This is a genomic window from Cognatundibacterium jejuense (genome assembly GCF_014284255.1).
Lineage (GTDB): Bacteria > Pseudomonadota > Gammaproteobacteria > Burkholderiales > Burkholderiaceae_D > Undibacterium > Undibacterium jejuense.
Genome location: NZ_JACOFV010000007.1, coordinates 40,799 through 58,592 on the forward strand (window position 1 = coordinate 40,799; position 17,794 = coordinate 58,592).

A 17,794-nucleotide genomic window follows, 5' to 3' on the forward strand; every position below is an offset into this window, starting at 1 on the left:
AAAGCAAGCTCTAAATTTTCAGCGATAACTCCGGCTAATTTCGCCGAAATCACTGACAATTAACAACAAAATAAATTACGCCAAATACATCCCGCCATTGACATGCAATGTAGTACCAGTAATATAACCTGCATCTGGCGAAGCTAAAAACACGGTAGCGGCAGCAATATCTTCCGGACGACCTAGTTTGGCCATAGGAATTTGCGCCAAAATTACCGCTTTTTGTTCATCAGTTAATGCTTTGGTCATATCAGTATCAATAAAGCCAGGTGCAATACAGTTGACAGTGATATTGCGGCTACCGATTTCACGTGCCAGCGCACGACTCATACCAGCGACACCCGCTTTAGCTGCTGCATAGTTCATCTGACCCGGATTGCCCGACGATCCAACCACGGACGTAATATTGATGATGCGGCCATGCTTTGCTTTCATCATGCCACGCAATACTGCGCGTGATAAGCGTGCTACTGAATTCAGATTGGTAGAAATGACATTATCCCACTCATCTTCTTTCATGCGCATCGCCAATTGATCTTGCGTAATCCCGGCATTATTGACAAGAATAGACAGACTTCCAAATTCCTTTTGAATTTCTTCAACCAGAGCACTGCAACGCTCAACATCGTTGACGTTAAATGCAACACCTTTACCAGCATCGGCACCAACTTCAGATAAATAAGCCGAAATCGCCTCTGCACCTGATTCTGTTGTTGCTGTGCCAATTACTTTTGCACCTGCATTTGCCAGAGCAACAGCAATTGCTTTACCAATGCCGCGCGATGCTCCAGTGACCAGCGCTACCTGATTTGCTAATGGTTTCGTCATTTTAAGATTTCCAGTACTTTTTCCAAACTTGCTGCATCAAAAATCGCATCACCCAACAGATCACCATGAATACGCTTCGTCAAACCGGACAATACTTTACCTGGCCCGCATTCAATCAAGTGCGTAATACCGCTCACCTGCATTTCTTTTACAGTCTCAACCCAACGCACCGGACTGGCTGCCTGACGAACCAGAGCGTCTTTGATAGAGGCAGGATCCATCACGATTGCCACATCGACATTGTTGATCAATGGAATTGATGGCGCAGAAAAACTCACGCCTGCGAGATAGTCGCGCAACTTATCTGATGCTGGCTTCAGTAATGAAGAATGGAAAGGCGCGGATACAGGCAAAACTAATGCACGCTTTGCACCTTTAGCCTTAGCCAATTCACACGCGCGCTCAACGGCTGCTTTCGTTCCTGCGATAACAACTTGAGCTGGCGCATTAAAATTCACAGCCTCTACAACACCCACAACAGAAGCCTCGTGGCAGACGGCAGCAACATCTTCGTCGGACAAGCCTAGAATTGCAGCCATACCACCCTGCCCGACAGGAACTGCCTCTTGCATAGCCTGGGCACGGAAGCGGACTAAAGGAACCGCGTCTTTAAATGCGATAACGCCGGCTGCGACGAGTGCTGAGTATTCGCCCAGACTATGTCCAGCAACAACTTTAGGGGCAGCACCACCAGCAGCAATCCAGGCCCGGTAGCATGCAACCGCTGCCGTTAACATCACTGGCTGCGTGTTGGTGGTCAAATCGAGGTCTTCTTTTGGACCTTCGGCAATTAATTTACCAAGGTCAAATTGCAACGCATCAGAAGCTTCGGCAACAGTTTGCTGAACGACGGCATTATCAGCAAAACCATTCAGCATCCCTATCGCCTGCGAACCTTGGCCGGGAAAAACAAATGCAAATTGGGTCATGTTTTATATGTCTCTCTTGGGTTATTTTGATAACTACATTTGAACGATGGCAGCACCCCAGGTAAATCCACCACCGACACCTTCCAACAAAATTTTGTGACCAGGCTGCACGCGCCCGTCACGCACAGCAGCATCTAAAGCAAGCGGAATGGATGCTGCCGATGTATTACCATGTTGATCAACCGTAACAACCAACTTATCCATAGGCAAACGCATCTTTTTTGCAGTGCTTTGCATAATGCGGATATTTGCCTGATGAGGAATCAGCCAGTCGATATCTGCCGCTTTCAGTCCAGCAGCCTCTAAAGCTTCGTTTGCTACTTTTTCCAACACTGATACTGCTAGCTTAAAAACCGCCTGACCGTCCATATGCAAATAGCCGCTACCAGCGATCGCATCATTCTGTACCTGCCCTGGCACGCACAATATGTCAGCATAACTACCATCAGCATGAAGTTTGGTTGCCAAAACGCCCGGCACTTCTGAGCGAGACATGACGACTGCTCCTGCACCATCACCGAATAAGACGCAAGTTGTGCGATCTTCAAAATTCAAAATACGCGAGAAAACTTCAGCACCGATAACCAGAGCATTTTTATGTGAGCCCGACTTGATCATGCTATCTGCAATCGACATCGCATACATAAAGCCACTACACACCGCCTGCACATCCATTGCTGCAGCACCATTCTTAATGCCCAACTTATTTTGAACGATGCACGCGGTGCTTGGAAAGCCGCCGATAAAGTCCGGCGTCGAGGTCGCCAAGATAATCATATCAATATCGTTTGGCTGCATCTTGGCTGCGTCCAGCGCTTGCTTTGCTGCAGCGACCGCCAGGTCACTGGAATTGACGCCCTCTTCAGCATAATGACGGAAAGAAATCCCGCTGCGAGAAACAATCCACTCATCAGACGTCTCAATTCCCTTCGCAGCAAGCTGATCTGTCAAATCTTGATTACTAACTCTTCTGGATGGCAAGTAGCTACCGGTACCAATAATTTTGCTAAAAAATGTCATGCGATCTTCTGTGCCGTTTGGTCGTTGTTGTCTGGCGTCGCCGGGTCTGCCACCGGCATCAGTATTGCCATTGAAGTTGAAATACGCGTTAAAACATCATTTTTTGCAGCATCAAATGCGCGCTGTATCGCCCATTCGTAACTGTATTTATCAGCGCTACCATGACTCTTAAACACGATGCCACGCAGACCAAGTAAGCTGCCGCCATTGTAGTTAGATGGATTCATGGTGCGGGAGATAGACTTCAAAGCGCCACGCGCAATAATTGCGCCCAGAATATTGAGTGGACTACTTTTAAATGCCTCGGTCAAGGTCGTTTTTACAAAGCGCCCCATACCTTCTGCAGCTTTTAAAGTGACATTTCCAACAAAACCATCGCACACAACGATATCTGTCGTGCCTTTAAAAATATCATTACCTTCTACGTTGCCGTAAAAGTTCAATAGGCCGCGCTCATGGTCAGCGCGCAATAATTGCGCTGTTTTTTTAACGACGTCGTTACCTTTAATATCCTCTTCACCGACATTAAGTAAACCTATGCTTGGTTTTTCTCTACCCTCGAGCGCCGAGACCAGAACCGATCCCATAATTGCAAATTGATGTAAATGCAAAGGTTCGCAATCGACGTTTGCGCCAAGATCGAGCATGTATGTTGGCTTATTTTTTTGATTTGGCAACATGCCGAAGATGGCCGGCCTGTCGACGCCCTGCATCGTTTTTAATACGTAGCGCGAAACAGCCATCAGTGCGCCGGTATTGCCAGCCGATACGCAAGCTTGCGCGTTTCCTTCTTTTACCTGGGTGACGGCAACGCGCATGGAAGAATCCTTTTTGCGCCGCAACGCCACTTCGATAGGGTCATCCATTTCCACGGTTTCAGATGCGTGAATGACTTTAATTCTTGGATGCTGGCTAGCGTGATTCTTTTTTAGTTCAGCGTGAATATTTTCCTCAAGCCCAACCAATAGAAATTCGACGTCGGGCTCACGCTTTGCGAAGGCAACCGCCGCCGCCACGGTAACTGCAGGTCCGTGATCGCCGCCCATGCAGTCTATGGAAATTTTTATTGTCATGTGGTGTTACGAAACTTCTGTGCGAAACAGCTAGTGTACCAAATTAGAGGAGTATTTCAGTTATTTTCATTGCCATTTAGTAATGAAATAAGAAAAAAACTGAAATTCTTTAGGTTTAGAACGGGAAACTTCCCCTCTACGAACCGCGATTTACGAATAAAAACCGCTTAAAGACATCTCCCAGCGAAACTTAAAGACGTAAAAAAAGCGGCGCCAAGTCTAAGACTCGTTACGCCGCTTTTTTACTAAAAAACGAGATTACTCGTCGTTTTTAGTTTTCAATACTTTACGACCACGGTAAAAGCCGTTAGGGCTGATGTGGTGACGCAGATGTGTTTCACCAGTTGTTGGCTCGATACCTAACTGTGGTGCAGTCAGGAAATCGTGGGAACGGTGCATGCCACGTTTGGATGGGGATTTTTTATTTTGCTGAACTGCCATGATAACTCCTAATACTTCAAAAAATGTTTCTAAAAATTTACACACCTGGCTGAAGAGTGCGAACATCACCAACCAAGAATCCCTAACAATACTTCGACCTGAGTGTTTTTTCAGAATAATGCCACTAGGTACGCCCACTTATCTTCTTCAGCACAGCAAAAGGAGATACTTTTTCACTGCTTTCTGCGTCAACCCGTGCAGTAGAATCTGCTGAAGCCAATGTTACATCTGGGCATACTGCATGTTTGGGCGATTGGGGTATTGCGAGTAGCGCTTCATCCTCTATCAATGCAAAGACATCGAATGTTTTGCTACCTACTACAACATCGACCTCGTCATCTTCAAGTAATGCGTCTATTTCATCGGCATTTTCTTCGTTTTTGGCGAGTATCAATACTGATTCTGAGTCTATTTCAAATGCAAAAGGTGTTAGACAACGCTGACACATCAAATTCACACTACCTGTCACCGTCAATACCAACTCTGCGTGACCTAATTTGTCTTTTCCACCTAACAAAGTCCAGTTCAACACACCTGCAGTGTTGGCACTTTCCTCTGTAAGACGCGGAAAATCTGCTACCGGAATGCTACCGGACCGCTGCTCTTCGAGCCGACAAAACGTGAAGGCGTCAATCACAAAAGCTTGCATAGGATTATTTGAACCCAGAAAACCTGCGATAATAACAGCACTTGCCATTATTAGTCAAAGGCTTAGGCTCACTTTTTAGGCTAAAACAAGGCAAAATCGCAATTTAAAGCAAAATTAACACGATGACTACGCATCTATCTACGCAACAAGCCAATATCAACAGCAATCCAAGTCTCATTTTAGCATCTAGTTCAGCCTATCGCCGCGAGCTGCTAAGCCGCTTGCAACTGCCATTTGCATCCATGTCGCCAGGCATCGATGAAACACCTCTGGCCGCCGAAACACCACCAGCGACGGCACTGCGACTGGCTCGACAAAAAGCAGAAGCCATTGCCACGCAACTCAATCAACATGAGCCAACTCTGATCATAGGCTCCGATCAGGTCGCAACCTTGGATGACTTGCAAATTGGCAAACCAGGTAATCACGACAACGCGCTAAAGCAGTTGCAACTCATGCGCGGGCGCGAAGTGGTCTTTCATACCGCACTTTGCTTACTCGACACTCGCACCAACGCTACGAACCCACTGCAGATTCGCGATATCGAAACGGTCGTTCGCTTCCGCGATCTGAGCGATGCCGAGCTGGATGCGTATTTACGGATAGAGCAACCGTACGATTGTGCAGGAAGTGCCAAAAATGAAGCACTGGGAATCACCATTTTGTCTTCGATAAAAAGCGACGATCCGAGCGCATTAACTGGTCTGCCATTGATTGCCTTAACAGATATGCTGCGCAACGCTGGTGTTAGCTTTTACAAATAGTGGGGGAGTATCCTTATTTTTCACCAAATTCTCATAAGAATATAGAAGCCGTTGAAAAATACTCCCCACCAGTACTTAAAAATATCACGAATAAACAATAACACAAACGAAAAATACACCATGACAGGCACACTTTTCCTCATTCCAAATACATTGGGATACTCCGAAGGCCAGCAAGAAGGCTTATTGGCAAAAATTATCCCCGATACAGTGCAAGCGATGACTGCACAACTCAACTATTTTGTCGCTGAAAACGCAAAAACCACCCGTGCTTATTTAAAGTTGTTGGGTCAGCACCATCCACTAAAACTTGCAATGCAAGAAATCCAGATTAGCGAATTAAACGTTAATACGCCAACTCAAGCATTAGAAGGCTTGCTTCAGCCTTTATTGCAAGGTCACGATGTCGGCTTGATCTCTGAGGCCGGCGTTCCAGCCGTTGCAGATCCTGGCGCAAACCTGGTGCGATTAGCGCATCAAAACGGCATCAAAGTTCGCCCGCTTGTTGGCCCCTCCTCTCTTTTATTGGGTCTGATGGGCAGCGGCTTGAATGGTCAGAGCTTTGCATTCCATGGCTATCTTCCTACGGATGCTGCCTTGCGCGCGAAACGTATCAAAGAATTGGAAGATCGCTCCAAAAAAGAAAAACAAACGCAATTACTGATTGAAACACCTTATCGCAACGCTGCCATGCTGGAAGCCTTAGCAACACATTGCAATCCCAGCAGCCTGATCTGTGTTGCAACGGACCTGAGCCTACCTACCGAATCAATCATGACACTTACTGCCGCGGATTGGAAAAAGCGCATCTCAAGCAGTCAATTACCGGATTTTCATAAAAAACCAACGGTTTTTTTATTCCTGGCAAATTAAATAACAACCCTCCGAAAATAGCAAAAATCGAACGAACGGTTTGTTTTTTCGATTTGCGCTACTATGTCTTTTTTCGGAGGAAATACCCATGTTGAATTTTGATTTCTACAATCCCACCCACATTCTTTTTGGCAAGGGGCGTATTGCCGATTTGAACAAGGTCATCCCAGAGAACGCCAAAGTACTTTTACTCTACGGTGGCGGCAGCATTAAGCAAAATGGCGTTTTTGACGAGGTCATTGCAGCGTTAGGCACACGTTCTGTTACCGAATTTACTGGAATAGAACCAAACCCCAGTTACGAAACGCTCATGCAAGCGGTGGAAGTCATCAAAAATGGACAAATTGACTTCCTGCTAGCAGTGGGCGGCGGCTCAGTCATTGACGGCACCAAGTTCATCGCTGCAGCGGCCTTATTTGAGGGCGGTGACCCATGGGCAATTCTGGAAAAACGCGGCAGCAACATCACAAAAGCCTTGCCTTTCGGCAGTGTTCTGACCCTACCAGCAACAGGATCGGAAATGAATGCGGGAGCTGTGGTGACACGCAAATCAATCAAAGCAAAAATGGCCTTCTCCAGCCCACATTGCTACCCGAAATTTTCAATACTCGATCCAACCAAAACCTACACCCTGCCAGTTCGCCAGATTGGCAATGGTGCGGTCGATGCTTTTGTACACGTCATGGAACAGTACATGACCTACCCGGTTAATTCACCAGTCCAGGACAGATTTGCTGAAGGTTTATTAAAGACCTTAATCGAAGAAGGTCCCAAAGCACTGAAGAACCCTGAAGATTACGACGTACGTGCCAACCTGATGTGGTGCGCCACGATGGCACTCAATGGCTTGATCTCAGCCGGCGTTCCGCAAGACTGGGCGACCCATATGATTGGCCACGAACTAACCGCCCTACATGGCATTGACCACGCACAAACCCTGGCGATCGTATTGCCAAGCATGCTCAGAGTACGTAAAGAATCAAAACGTGCCAAACTCTTGCAATACGCTGAACGTATCTGGGATTTGCGCGATGGCGATGAAGACACACGCATTGAAACAGCAATTAGCCGCACGCAAGATTTCTTTGAGCAAATGGGCGTCAAAACACGCTTAAGCGATTACGCACTCAATGCAAGCAACATCGATCCTATCGTCGCCGCTCTGGAAACGCATCGCATGGTTGCCTTAGGTGAAAAACGCGATGTGACGTTAAACATCAGTCGTCAGGTGTTAGAACTAAGTCTTTAAACAGCATTCAGAAAAAAAATCCGGCACTTTTGTAATGCCGGATTTTATATAGGGCGGGTATAACCCGCGCAGTCAGGTGGTGATTTAGTGATGTGGGGCTTGGCAAAGAATTGGCGGGTTGAACCCGCCTTACCATCATTACTTGCCGCCTGCTTTTTGCACATGACAATGTAAAGCAAGAAACCGCATTGCGCCGCTATACGTCGTGTCCCAATCATCAAGCAAATAATTATTGGCTTCTTCGATAAAGTTAACCCAATCTTCCAATAAACCCTCTTGCTTTTCATGTGGCGCAGAGTCTTTAATCCACGCCGTCGCCAACTCATGCGGAAAACCATCGTTTCTGAATTGCTTAACAATAGACTTCGCAATCTTTTCCGATATGCTGGTTTTTGGCGTAATCCCTGCAGAAATACAAACGAATAGCGTCATCAGCGAATCAACGTCGGTCTTGCCTTTGGTCAGCCGACTCCATTCTTTCGATACCAAAGCATCGTATTCAGATGTATCTTCAATCTCATGATCACCAAGATAGTATTTATCCTTCAAGGTAAATACCAGGCGATCGAGTGGGGCTTTTTTATCTTGCAACACCGGAATATCGTGCGTCTTAATTTCTTCAACAATACGCTGTACAACTGATAAAAACTGCCCCGGAATCTCAGACAAATCAACATTGGTAATCGCCTTGTTGCGCTTCGCAACCGGCATAGCTCGAATCGCGTCAATCAAAGTCGCAAACTCGAGTTGATTGGCGAGATTATCATCTGGCCCACCAAACATCATCACCAATAATGCAGATCTGACGACACCAACCGCTTCAACATCTTCATCTTTTAAATTTTCGGCAGACAGTCCAAGATATTCTCCAAACCAATAGCCTGCCGCGATTTCCAAGGCATTCAACTGACGATGCTCGAGAGTATTGCGGTATTCATGTGGTTTTTCTTTGAGTGACCATGCTTCCAGAAAGTCTTCCACCCTTCCCTTTGCCTCGCGACCGAGTAAAGCGTATTCTGGTAACGCGAACAGCGTTTTCAGCAGCCCAGAGCCGCCGCGGGATAAGCTCAAAAACGTATTATCGCGGATAAGCTTTGCGGCAATTTCTAAATCACCTCTGGAACTTTCAATCAGATAAAGACTGGCAAGATTAACAATGCGCTTACGTGCCGCTTCAATTTCTGGTCGCAAATATTTACTACCGAATGCATCCGCGATTTGCACTAAGCCTTTTGGCGCTTCTGCTTCAATGGCTGCGATTTTACTGCTAGAAATGATCGCCCGCTGCACACCAAAACGCAAGGCGGATTCAAAAAATGGACGATTATCGATCAGAGCAATATCGTAGGGTGTATCAGACATGGGATCTTTACTCGTGTAAATTTTCAAGGGAGACAAGCAAAAAATGCAGAACGCTGCATGCGTCCTGCATTTCAACCAGCAATCAACTAACAAGCATTACAGCGCTGACTCTTCGTCATCATCCTTATCATCGCCATCATCATTATTTTTCGGACGATCATCCTCCTCTTCGGATTCAGCTTCGCCACCTTCTAGTTCATCCGATTGAAGATTAGCCAGGTAAGCCTTATAACGCGCCCGCAACTTCATTAACACTTCACGGAAAATCTCTGGCAACTCATAGCGTAAGATGTAAGTCACCTGCATCCAGTCGCGATCTTCCAGATTTGCCATATCCAAAGGCGATGCCAAACTTTCGGTATCGCGATCCAGATTCATCAAATCATCTTCTTGCGCCTGCGTTTTAGCACCATCACCATACTCATACAGATCGAACGTTGCATAACGATAGAAATGCTCGACCATTTGTGTACGATCCAGCAAATAATCGACCAAAGCATCGTAGCCGCCGTCGACTTCGGCGATTTCATACAAAAATTCCGCCGGATCAGCACCTTCACGGAAGATCACAGAATTGATCATGCCGCGCAATTGTTCATGGGTCTGGTCGCCATAACGACGCTCCAACACCACCGCTTGAGCAAATTGCTCTGGCGTTACCAACAAGTTCACCAATGATTCTTTTGAGGCATCGTATTCGCGAATAATCGCTAACAAATCCTTCGATGGAAAATCATCCAGCGCGGCTACCAGCGCCTTATCTCCCTGAGTTTCTGCGATATTTGCCAATGCAAATTCAGCACCGGCAATGTCGCCCGCCAGAATCAGATTTTGCGCTTCAATTAATGCAGGTAATGTCATAACTATCCTTAATCTTTGCGATCAAAACCTTGCTCAGCAAGCCAATCAGCACCAGCTTCATCAAGATCATAATCATCGCCATCATCACCGTCGTCACGACCGTGGCGGCCGTAATTGCCATCGAGGTCACCGTTTTCTTTCAGTTCTTCTGCTTCCTCGTTGGCTTCGCTATCCTCATCATCCTCAAGGGTGTTGGTCGCACTATGCTTGCGAGCTTGCTGCCCACGATTCAAATATTCAAGTGCAACAGCAATCACCATAAAACGCTCTCCGCCTTCTGCATTAAGAACAATTTTACTTAATGGCTCAGCCCAAGGTTCCAGCTTAACCGCTGTAGACAAACTCTTCCAGGTTGGCAGCTTAGACTCTTCTTTGGTACTTAAGGTTTCCATGACCAGTGGATTCATAAAAATGAAACCAGAATGGAAAGCAGACGCCAGCATCTCTGGATTACTTCCCATCATTGGCAATAACAAAGGTAATTGCTCTGCTTTTTCGCGCAATCTGGCCTTGAGTATGTTCTTACCCTCGGAATCTGACTTTAAATCTTCAATTTCTGCATTGTAAACCGAGGTCAAGTCTTCAAAAAAACGTGACAATTTCACTTCAATACTCCTGATAAATAGTGCTTCCAGATTTCTGTCGCCGTTTCTAGTGGCGAATCCAGCAAATTCCGGCGACGATTCTCGTCGTAAGCAGTGCGCGCCGCATCGTCCGACAGGATGTCGTAGGCTTCCTTCACTGCATGGAATTTTTCCGGTGCCAATTCCGACGTGTTACGGTCGGGATGAAATTCGGCAGCTTTTTGACGGAAGGCTTTCTTAATATCGGCCAGTGATGCATTCGGCGCGATACCCAGAATGACGTAGTAATCTTTCATAGACTCTTTGAAAAAATTAACGGAATTCTGCGCTACATTGCCGCATTCGCCGCATGTTGAAACAAAAACATTCACGCAAAAAGCGCGACTGCTTTCGCCAGGCTTTGGACTGCATCAACACTTAAATGTCAGCGTTGGTTCAGATGTAACGATATGGATATTTTTTTCAGCAAATACATCACTCCGGCGGCGTATTCGCGGCTCACAACTTCATTCAACACCTGAAACCGCAAAAAAACAAAGGCCGGAGCTATCAAACCATAAATTAATGTTGATGACCGTGCTCACCATGCACATGGCCATGCACGATTTCTTCATCAGATGCTTCACGGATTTCCAATACTTCAGCATCAAAACGGATTGTCATACCAGCTAAAGGATGGTTGCCGTCAACAGTAACCACGCCAGCATCGATCGCTGTTACGCGGAATTGCATGGTTTCTTCTGTTTCTGGATCGCGAGTTTCAAACATCATTCCAACTTCGATATCTGGTGGAAACAAGCCGACATCTTCTTGACGAACATATTGTGCGTCGAATTCACCAAAACCTTCTTCCGGTGTCAAAGTGACAGAAACTTTATCCCCTACGGATTTGCCATCCAATGCAGCTTCAACTGCTGGTAAAATATTATCGTAGCCACCATGCAAATAAACGATAGGGTCGTGATTTTGATCGATGATGTTGCCCTCAGCATTAAACATAGTGTAGTTCAGGCTGACAACAGAATTTGGAGTAATTTGCATAATGATAGATAAAAGATAAAAATAGGTAAATGAAAGAGATCATTGAAATTGAAGCACAAACAAGGCATCAAGTGTTCATGGACAGCGTACAGCAATGCAGCATTTACTTCTTTTTGCAAGCAGAACAAATTACTAATTTGGTGCTTCTCAGGAAATCACGTTCATAACTGGGGGTATATTGTAGCAGAGCGCGCCGTTTCTCTCAGTTTTAGCAATGCAAAGGTGAAATAATTCAGCAGATTCAGTAAGTCACGGAAAAAAGACTAAGCATTAATGGCTAAAACAGAGTATATTCCGCAGCCTTCATAAAATCCTCTAAAGAGACTTTCTCCATGCTAATCATTACAATTAAACAAGGCAAAGAAAAAGCACTCCTGGCGGGTGAACCCTGGGTTTATCTTTCAGCAATATCCAGAATCGATGGTAAGTTTGAAGAACGATTAAAATCCGGTGCGACGACCCTCATCCGATCTTCTTCCGGTCAGTTCTTGGCTCGCGGCGGCTGGAGCCCTAAATCGCAAATTCGGGCAAGAATTTGGACTTTAGATGAAAAAGAGGCAGTTGATCACGCCATGATCAAACGCAGAATCCAGCATGCACTTACAAAACCACGTCCAGTTAAAAATTCAAAGACAGCTGCACAGCGATTGATCAACGCTGAAGCAGATCAATTACCTGGTCTTGTGGTCGATTATTACGGTGAAAATCCAGGTTATCTGGTTTGCCAGTTTCAAGCTGCTTGTGTCGACGCCTGGAAAGTAACCATCGTTAAAGCGTTGATCGCTGAAACCGGATGCCCGAACGTTTATGAGCATGCTGACGAATTGATACGTGCCGGCGAAGGCCTTCCGGCAAATTCCGGCTCACTTGCAGGTGACGAGCTGCCAATAGAATTTCAGTTTGAATAGCGCACGTTACCAGCGGCACCAACAATTTTGCGTGGATTGGAAAAAGCAGAGGTAAGCAATATTCGAGTTATAGCTCTTTTATGGACTTGATTTAGTGAGCAAGCCAGACATGGCATTTTCGGCAAACTGATCGGCCTCCTCAATATATCCCTGAACCGTGCCATCAAACCGCCAACCACCTTGTCGCTTAATATCGCGAAAACTCGCTCCCGCCCGGTATGCACTGGTTGCCATGCCGCGTCGCAAACTATGACTACTTAATTTTAATAGGTGATCCACGCCCGCCTGTTCGGCGCAATCGCTCAAAATGGCATTGACAGATGCAGCATTTAAGCCAGTGTTTGCGACTTGCCCCCATTTATTGATGCCACTAAATAGATAGCCATCACTGATTTCGGCGGAGTCTAGCCATTTTTTTAAGGCCGCACAAGGACAACAGACACCTTTTCCATACGGTATTGCTTTGCTGATCCCCGCGCCAGTTTGGTCAGTTTTGGATTTAGGAAGCAGAATAAGAACACCGTCACGCTCCCACTTAAGATTTTCCAGCTTAAGATTAACCAACTCGGAGCGGCGAAAGCCCCCAAAAAAGCCAATTTGCAACAAAGCATTATCACGCAGGCTTTTCAGAGAGTTGACCGTCTGCAAAAACAGCACGATTTTCTCAAGATCTTCATGAAGCAAAGCACTCGCCTTTTGTTTTGGCCGTCCACACTTGCGTTCAATCCCTAATAATATCTTTCTGAGCTGCGGACTGACGCAAGGATCATTGAACCCCTGATGTTTATGCCACTGCGAGATAGCGGTTATTTTCAAGCTCAATGTGCGCGGATTGAGGGTCTCAGAGAAGTCAATCAAGTAGTTAATTATGGTGCCTTGATCCGAAGGTAGATGACCTCCCCAATTCAAAAAATGCCGCACCGCGGAGCGATATGCGCGACGGGTGTTGTCTGACGTAGCCGCCGCAATAAACTCGCTCTGCAATTCCCGCCTAACGCCAATAGCTACACGAGACATAACGATATCAGCCTCCTCGCTTGCCAACTCTTTGCTATGGGTTTCTATCAGATTTTGCTTTGCCATGGTTTTTCACGCTTTTTTTAAAACTGTAATGCTTATTTGGAAGGTTAAGCTCAATACCAATTTATAACCTTCGATAATATACATTATCACAGGTTATAAACTCACTTTATTTTTAAACTTTATTTAATATTTATAGTGTAATATTACGTAATACGTTTTACGTTATCTAATTGGAGTAAGTCATGGCCCGTTCTGGAGTTTTGTTTTCCGATGTATGTAGAGCCGCCCAAAAAATTCAACAGTCCGGCGCCATTCCAACGGTGGATAGCGTACGTCAGGTAATGGGCAATACCGGCAGCAAAAGTACGATCAGTCCCATGCTAAAGCGCTGGAAAGAAGAAAACCAAGAAGAACTCAAGGCCGTCAGCTCTGGGCTACCTGAAGCAATCCTCAACGCCGTGCGCGGCGTCTATGAACTCACTCAAGCCGAAGCGGCCAATGAAATAAGCGAAATGAGGATTCAACATCAGAAAGAATTGGAAGATGCAAGAACAAACCTCGCCCAACTAAAAGCTGAGGCCGATGACTTATCAAATTGCAATAAGGATCTGGCTCAACAGTTAAAAGATATAGGCGCAGAAAAAAACAAATTAACAGTAGAGCGCCAAAATCTCCAACTCCAACTTGCAACAATGCAAAGTGACAATGTTGGTATGCAGGGCCGCATCTCTGATAGCGAAAATCAACTTAAAGCACTACATCAACAGCTTCACTCCTCCCGCGCACAGTTTGAACATTATCAACAGGCAAGTACAAACCAGCGAAATGAAGAACGCGAGGCCTTTAATTTACGCATCAATCGCTTAGAGCAAGATTTAAAACTAGCCAGAATGAGCAATGCCGAATTGCAAAATCACACTACCAAGCAAACAGCAGAGATCCAACAACTCCTTACCAGCCAGTCCCGGATGAAAGAAATCGCTCAGGTGCAACTGGAAGAATTAAGCAGGATAGAAAATTTGCAGAACAAGACCCAGTTCACGCTCGAAGAAATGCAAGCCGTCAACAACAAATTAGCGCAAACATTAAAGGCCAGTCAGTCAAATTTGCATGAAACACAGATCTCGCTTGCAATCTCGATCGAAAAGCAAGAATTACTCAAGCAACAATTGCACGAGATTCAACTGAAAGATAATAAATTGGAACGAGAACAACTCGAACTGCTTAAAACGATCGTACTTCAGCAACAAATTGCCGCAAACAATAGCAATCCACAAACAATGAATCAAACAGAAATTAAATAGAAATTAAATAGAAATAACGATGAACATGCTGAACGATCGATCAATTAGACTGAGTCGCAACAAGCTAAGTCAGGCTTAAGCTAAATCAACTTAATGACTCAAAATCAAGGATATCAATTGAATGCCGACCCATATTGATATATATTCTCATTATCATTTAGAATCACAAAAATCAATATAGTCTGGCGCCATGAGTAGTCAATCCGCAAACTTTTCCCTCGATACCACACTGAATTGCCTTAAGGTTGGCGAAACAGCATTGGTTAATCATGTCACACCCCAATTCCAAGGTGAATCAGGAGGCGTGAGCGATATTTCGCGTCGATTGAAAGAGCTCGGCTTCGTGCAAGGCGAACAGGTAAAGATCTTGCACAAGGGCTATTTTGGCGGTGAACCACTAGCAGTGCGGGTTGGACAATCAACTTTTGCTTTACGTAACTTTGAGGCAGCTTTAATAGGTGTTACAAAGATAAGCGCAACTGCGATGGGTGCAACGAAGCTTGGATCAATTTAATGACTGTCAATACACTTTTTTCACCTCGAATTGCGCTGGTTGGCAACCCCAACTGTGGTAAAACCGCCCTTTTTAATCGCTTAACAGGCGCCAGACAAAAAGTTGCCAATTACGCTGGTGTAACAATAGAACGCAAAGAGGGAAAATTTACGTCGGCAAGTGGAAGGCACTGGCACGTGCTCGATCTTCCTGGCACCTATAGCCTTCAAGCAATTACGCCAGACGAAAAAATTACGGAAGAAGTGATCACCGGCCAAAGGGCGAATGAAGCCTTACCCGATGCCATTCTTTGCGTCGTGGATGCTACAAACCTAAAACGCGGCTTACGTCTTGCCTTAGAGTTAAAAAATCTAGGCTTACCGTTGGTTCTTGCAATCAATATGATGGACGTCGCCAGAAAACGCGCTATTCATATCGATGTTCAGGCTATGCAAGCAGCCTTAGGCATTCCCGTCGTCGAGACCGTTGCGGTCGACACCAAAGGCGTGGACACGTTACTGTCTGAACTTGAATCTCTGGCGAAAACACTCAAGCAAAGCAATGACACCCATACCATCGAGCTACCCCAACATTCGCCCGAGGAAATTCAGGCTGCAGCAAATGCGATTTTAAAAGCCTGCGTGCAATCAACCATTTCTGACGGCGATCAATTGCCGTTAAGTTTTCGCATCGATAACTGGGTTTTACATCCAGTTATCGGACCATTAATTTTTGCCAGTTTAATGTTTCTCGTGTTTCAGGCGGTATTTGCCTGGGCTCAACCACCGATGGACTTTATTAAAGGCTCAATGGAGTATATCGGCGCGCTGGTCGAGAGTTCACTGCCAGAAGGTATGCTGCAGGGCTTACTGGTGAAGGGTGTCATTGGCGGCGCGGGCAGTGTGCTGGTGTTTTTACCGCAAATTGTTATTTTATTTTTCTTTATCCTAGTGATGGAAGATTCAGGCTATTTGCCGCGTGCGGCGTTTTTACTGGATCGCATAATGGGAAAAGTTGGATTATCTGGCCGAGCATTCATTCCGCTACTGTCTAGTTTCGCCTGTGCGATTCCTGGCATTATGGCGACCCGGACGATACAAAATCCGCGCGACCGCCTGGTCACAATTATGATTGCTCCGCTGATGACCTGCTCAGCCCGTCTGCCAGTGTATGCACTAATTATTGCCGCTTTTATTCCGGAACGTACCGTATTTGGCATCCTGAGTTTACAAGGCGTGGTGCTGTTTGTTCTATATGTTGCTGGTATTGTTTCAGCAATGCTGGTGGCACTCGTGTTTAAGCGCTTGTGGGGCAAGGCTGAACAACATCCTTTAATGCTGGAACTGCCTGATTACCGCTGGCCTAACTTGCGCAATCTGACAATCGGCTTATGGGAACGAATTAAAATTTTTACCACCAGGGTTGGCACAATTATTCTGGCACTAATGATATTGCTATGGTTTTTGAGCAGTTTCCCAGGAGCGCCAGAAAATGCCCCTCACCCGCCAATTTACTACAGTTTTGCAGGCTACCTTGGTCGCCTGCTTGAATATCTGTTCGCGCCGATTGGTTTTAACTGGCAGATTTGCATCGCTCTGGTACCTGGTTTGGCAGCACGTGAAGTGGCGGTTGCCGCTCTGGGAACTGTCTATGCACTATCCCAAACTGGTGAAGAATTAAGTCACTCACTAGAACCACTAATCTCGCACTCATGGAGCCTGCCAACCGCCCTCTCTCTATTAGCTTGGTATGTCTTTGCACCACAGTGCATCGCAACGCTCAGTGTAGTTAAACGAGAAACCAATACGCTACGTTACCCAGTTTTGATGGCAGCTTATTTATTTGGTCTGGCTTACTTTGCCTCACTAATTACTTACCAGGTAGCGAAGCTTTTTACAGGAGTTTAAATATGCAAACAGCCATCACCATTGCTATTCTATTGCTCGCAACAGCTTATCTATTTTTCAAATGGATCCCCGCCTCCTTACGCAAAAAAATACATGCGGGATTAGCAGAGCGCCACCCGCAATTAGCAAACCAGTTTGACAGCACTATAAAAAATTGTGCAAGTGGCTGCTCTTCGTCGTGCAACAGCTGTGAAACGTCAACAATTATTAAGTCCGATCTTGATGTAAAACCAATTAATTTCATTCGCAAATAGCAAGTAAAATACCAACAAGACTACGATTTAATACAAATTAAGCTATAGCTTACAATGATAAGCTCATGTATCCTTTTGCCGTATTAACAGAAGCCCATTCTGGCTCCGAGATCATTTTCAGGAACGCGCAAAAACATGCTTAGCTGTGCATATGATAAGACCGAAAAAGGCCGCGAAGAAATCGCAACCAGGAAACATCAATTAGCGAATCGATTACGCACTTTACTAGTG

20 protein-coding genes are annotated in these 17,794 nt (G+C 45.6%); 8 read left to right on the forward strand and 12 right to left on the reverse strand.

Annotated features, from left to right (window positions below; translation table 11 throughout):
* Nucleotides 1-75 precede the first annotated feature (75 nt).
* The 6 genes from fabG to H8K32_RS08920 form a co-directional block, all read right to left on the reverse strand.
* On the reverse strand, nt 76-828 hold the full coding sequence (gene fabG, locus H8K32_RS08895; protein WP_186912139.1) for a 3-oxoacyl-ACP reductase FabG: 753 nt from the start codon (nt 826-828) through the stop codon (nt 76-78).
* Complete coding sequence (gene fabD, locus H8K32_RS08900) at nt 825-1,757, reverse strand: ACP S-malonyltransferase (RefSeq protein ID WP_186912140.1); 933 nt, start codon at nt 1,755-1,757, stop codon at nt 825-827. Before fabD ends, fabG begins: the two co-directional genes overlap by 4 nt.
* A 33-nt stretch (nt 1,758-1,790) precedes the next feature.
* Complete coding sequence (locus H8K32_RS08905; RefSeq protein WP_186912141.1) at nt 1,791-2,777, reverse strand: beta-ketoacyl-ACP synthase III; 987 nt, start codon at nt 2,775-2,777, stop codon at nt 1,791-1,793.
* Nucleotides 2,774-3,850 carry a phosphate acyltransferase PlsX gene (gene plsX, locus H8K32_RS08910; protein WP_186912142.1) on the reverse strand — a complete coding sequence of 359 codons (1,077 nt, stop codon included), beginning with the start codon at nt 3,848-3,850 and terminating at the stop codon, nt 2,774-2,776. Before plsX ends, H8K32_RS08905 begins: the two co-directional genes overlap by 4 nt.
* Before the next feature lie 258 nt (nt 3,851-4,108).
* On the reverse strand, nt 4,109-4,291 hold the full coding sequence (gene rpmF / locus H8K32_RS08915) for a 50S ribosomal protein L32 (protein ID WP_162018712.1): 183 nt from the start codon (nt 4,289-4,291) through the stop codon (nt 4,109-4,111).
* A 124-nt stretch (nt 4,292-4,415) separates the two neighbouring features.
* Nucleotides 4,416-4,988 carry a YceD family protein gene (locus H8K32_RS08920; RefSeq protein ID WP_390311981.1) on the reverse strand — a complete coding sequence of 191 codons (573 nt, stop codon included), beginning with the start codon at nt 4,986-4,988 and terminating at the stop codon, nt 4,416-4,418.
* Nucleotides 4,989-5,062: 74 nt separating this feature from the next.
* On the opposite strand from H8K32_RS08920, the gene H8K32_RS08925 reads away from it, so the two are divergent.
* The 3 genes from H8K32_RS08925 (at nt 5,063) to H8K32_RS08935 (ending at nt 7,826) form a co-directional block, all read left to right on the forward strand.
* On the forward strand, nt 5,063-5,704 hold the full coding sequence (locus H8K32_RS08925; RefSeq protein ID WP_186912143.1) for a Maf-like protein: 642 nt from the start codon (nt 5,063-5,065) through the stop codon (nt 5,702-5,704).
* Nucleotides 5,705-5,824: 120 nt separating this feature from the next.
* The gene (locus tag H8K32_RS08930) at nt 5,825-6,577 is read left to right on the forward strand and encodes an SAM-dependent methyltransferase (RefSeq protein ID WP_186912144.1); all 753 of its coding nucleotides are present in this window, start codon (nt 5,825-5,827) and stop codon (nt 6,575-6,577) included.
* An 88-nt stretch (nt 6,578-6,665) separates the two neighbouring features.
* The gene (locus H8K32_RS08935) at nt 6,666-7,826 is read left to right on the forward strand and encodes an iron-containing alcohol dehydrogenase (protein WP_186912145.1); all 1,161 of its coding nucleotides are present in this window, start codon (nt 6,666-6,668) and stop codon (nt 7,824-7,826) included.
* 138 nt (nt 7,827-7,964) lie between these two features.
* Here the strand turns inward: H8K32_RS08935 and H8K32_RS08940 are convergent, their stop codons facing one another.
* From H8K32_RS08940 to H8K32_RS08960, 5 genes are all read right to left on the reverse strand, one after another.
* A complete protein-coding gene (locus tag H8K32_RS08940) occupies nt 7,965-9,188 on the reverse strand; it encodes a hypothetical protein (protein ID WP_186912146.1) in 1,224 nt (407 codons plus the stop codon).
* 96 nt (nt 9,189-9,284) lie between these two features.
* Nucleotides 9,285-10,049: a hypothetical protein gene (locus H8K32_RS08945; protein ID WP_186912147.1), complete on the reverse strand. Its 765-nt coding sequence runs from the start codon at nt 10,047-10,049 to the stop codon at nt 9,285-9,287.
* Nucleotides 10,050-10,057: 8 nt separating this feature from the next.
* Nucleotides 10,058-10,654 (reverse strand): hypothetical protein, encoded by a 597-nt coding sequence (locus H8K32_RS08950; protein WP_186912148.1) that lies wholly within the window; start codon nt 10,652-10,654, stop codon nt 10,058-10,060.
* The gene (locus H8K32_RS08955; RefSeq protein WP_186912149.1) at nt 10,651-10,929 is read right to left on the reverse strand and encodes a DnaJ domain-containing protein; all 279 of its coding nucleotides are present in this window, start codon (nt 10,927-10,929) and stop codon (nt 10,651-10,653) included. Before H8K32_RS08955 ends, H8K32_RS08950 begins: the two co-directional genes overlap by 4 nt.
* 265 nt (nt 10,930-11,194) lie before the next feature.
* Nucleotides 11,195-11,674, reverse strand: coding sequence for an FKBP-type peptidyl-prolyl cis-trans isomerase (locus tag H8K32_RS08960; protein ID WP_186912150.1), 480 nt, complete (start codon nt 11,672-11,674; stop codon nt 11,195-11,197).
* Nucleotides 11,675-12,006: 332 nt separating this feature from the next.
* Between H8K32_RS08960 and H8K32_RS08965 the strand changes: the two genes are divergently transcribed.
* Nucleotides 12,007-12,582, forward strand: coding sequence for an SAM-dependent methyltransferase (locus H8K32_RS08965; protein ID WP_186912151.1), 576 nt, complete (start codon nt 12,007-12,009; stop codon nt 12,580-12,582).
* Between the two features lie 78 nt (nt 12,583-12,660).
* Here H8K32_RS08965 and H8K32_RS08970 read toward each other — a convergent pair whose 3' ends face one another.
* Nucleotides 12,661-13,665, reverse strand: coding sequence for a site-specific integrase (locus tag H8K32_RS08970; RefSeq protein WP_246447233.1), 1,005 nt, complete (start codon nt 13,663-13,665; stop codon nt 12,661-12,663).
* Between the two features lie 182 nt (nt 13,666-13,847).
* On the opposite strand from H8K32_RS08970, the gene H8K32_RS08975 reads away from it, so the two are divergent.
* The 4 genes from H8K32_RS08975 (at nt 13,848) to H8K32_RS08990 (ending at nt 17,563) form a co-directional block, all read left to right on the forward strand.
* Nucleotides 13,848-14,909 carry a DNA-binding protein gene (locus tag H8K32_RS08975; RefSeq protein WP_186912152.1) on the forward strand — a complete coding sequence of 354 codons (1,062 nt, stop codon included), beginning with the start codon at nt 13,848-13,850 and terminating at the stop codon, nt 14,907-14,909.
* A gap of 190 nt (nt 14,910-15,099) precedes the next feature.
* The gene (locus H8K32_RS08980; protein ID WP_186912153.1) at nt 15,100-15,423 is read left to right on the forward strand and encodes a FeoA family protein; all 324 of its coding nucleotides are present in this window, start codon (nt 15,100-15,102) and stop codon (nt 15,421-15,423) included.
* The gene (gene feoB, locus H8K32_RS08985) at nt 15,423-17,309 is read left to right on the forward strand and encodes a ferrous iron transport protein B (RefSeq protein WP_186912154.1); all 1,887 of its coding nucleotides are present in this window, start codon (nt 15,423-15,425) and stop codon (nt 17,307-17,309) included. Before H8K32_RS08980 ends, feoB begins: the two co-directional genes overlap by 1 nt.
* 2 nt (nt 17,310-17,311) lie before the next feature.
* Nucleotides 17,312-17,563 carry a hypothetical protein gene (locus H8K32_RS08990; protein ID WP_186912155.1) on the forward strand — a complete coding sequence of 84 codons (252 nt, stop codon included), beginning with the start codon at nt 17,312-17,314 and terminating at the stop codon, nt 17,561-17,563.
* Nucleotides 17,564-17,794 lie beyond the last annotated feature (231 nt).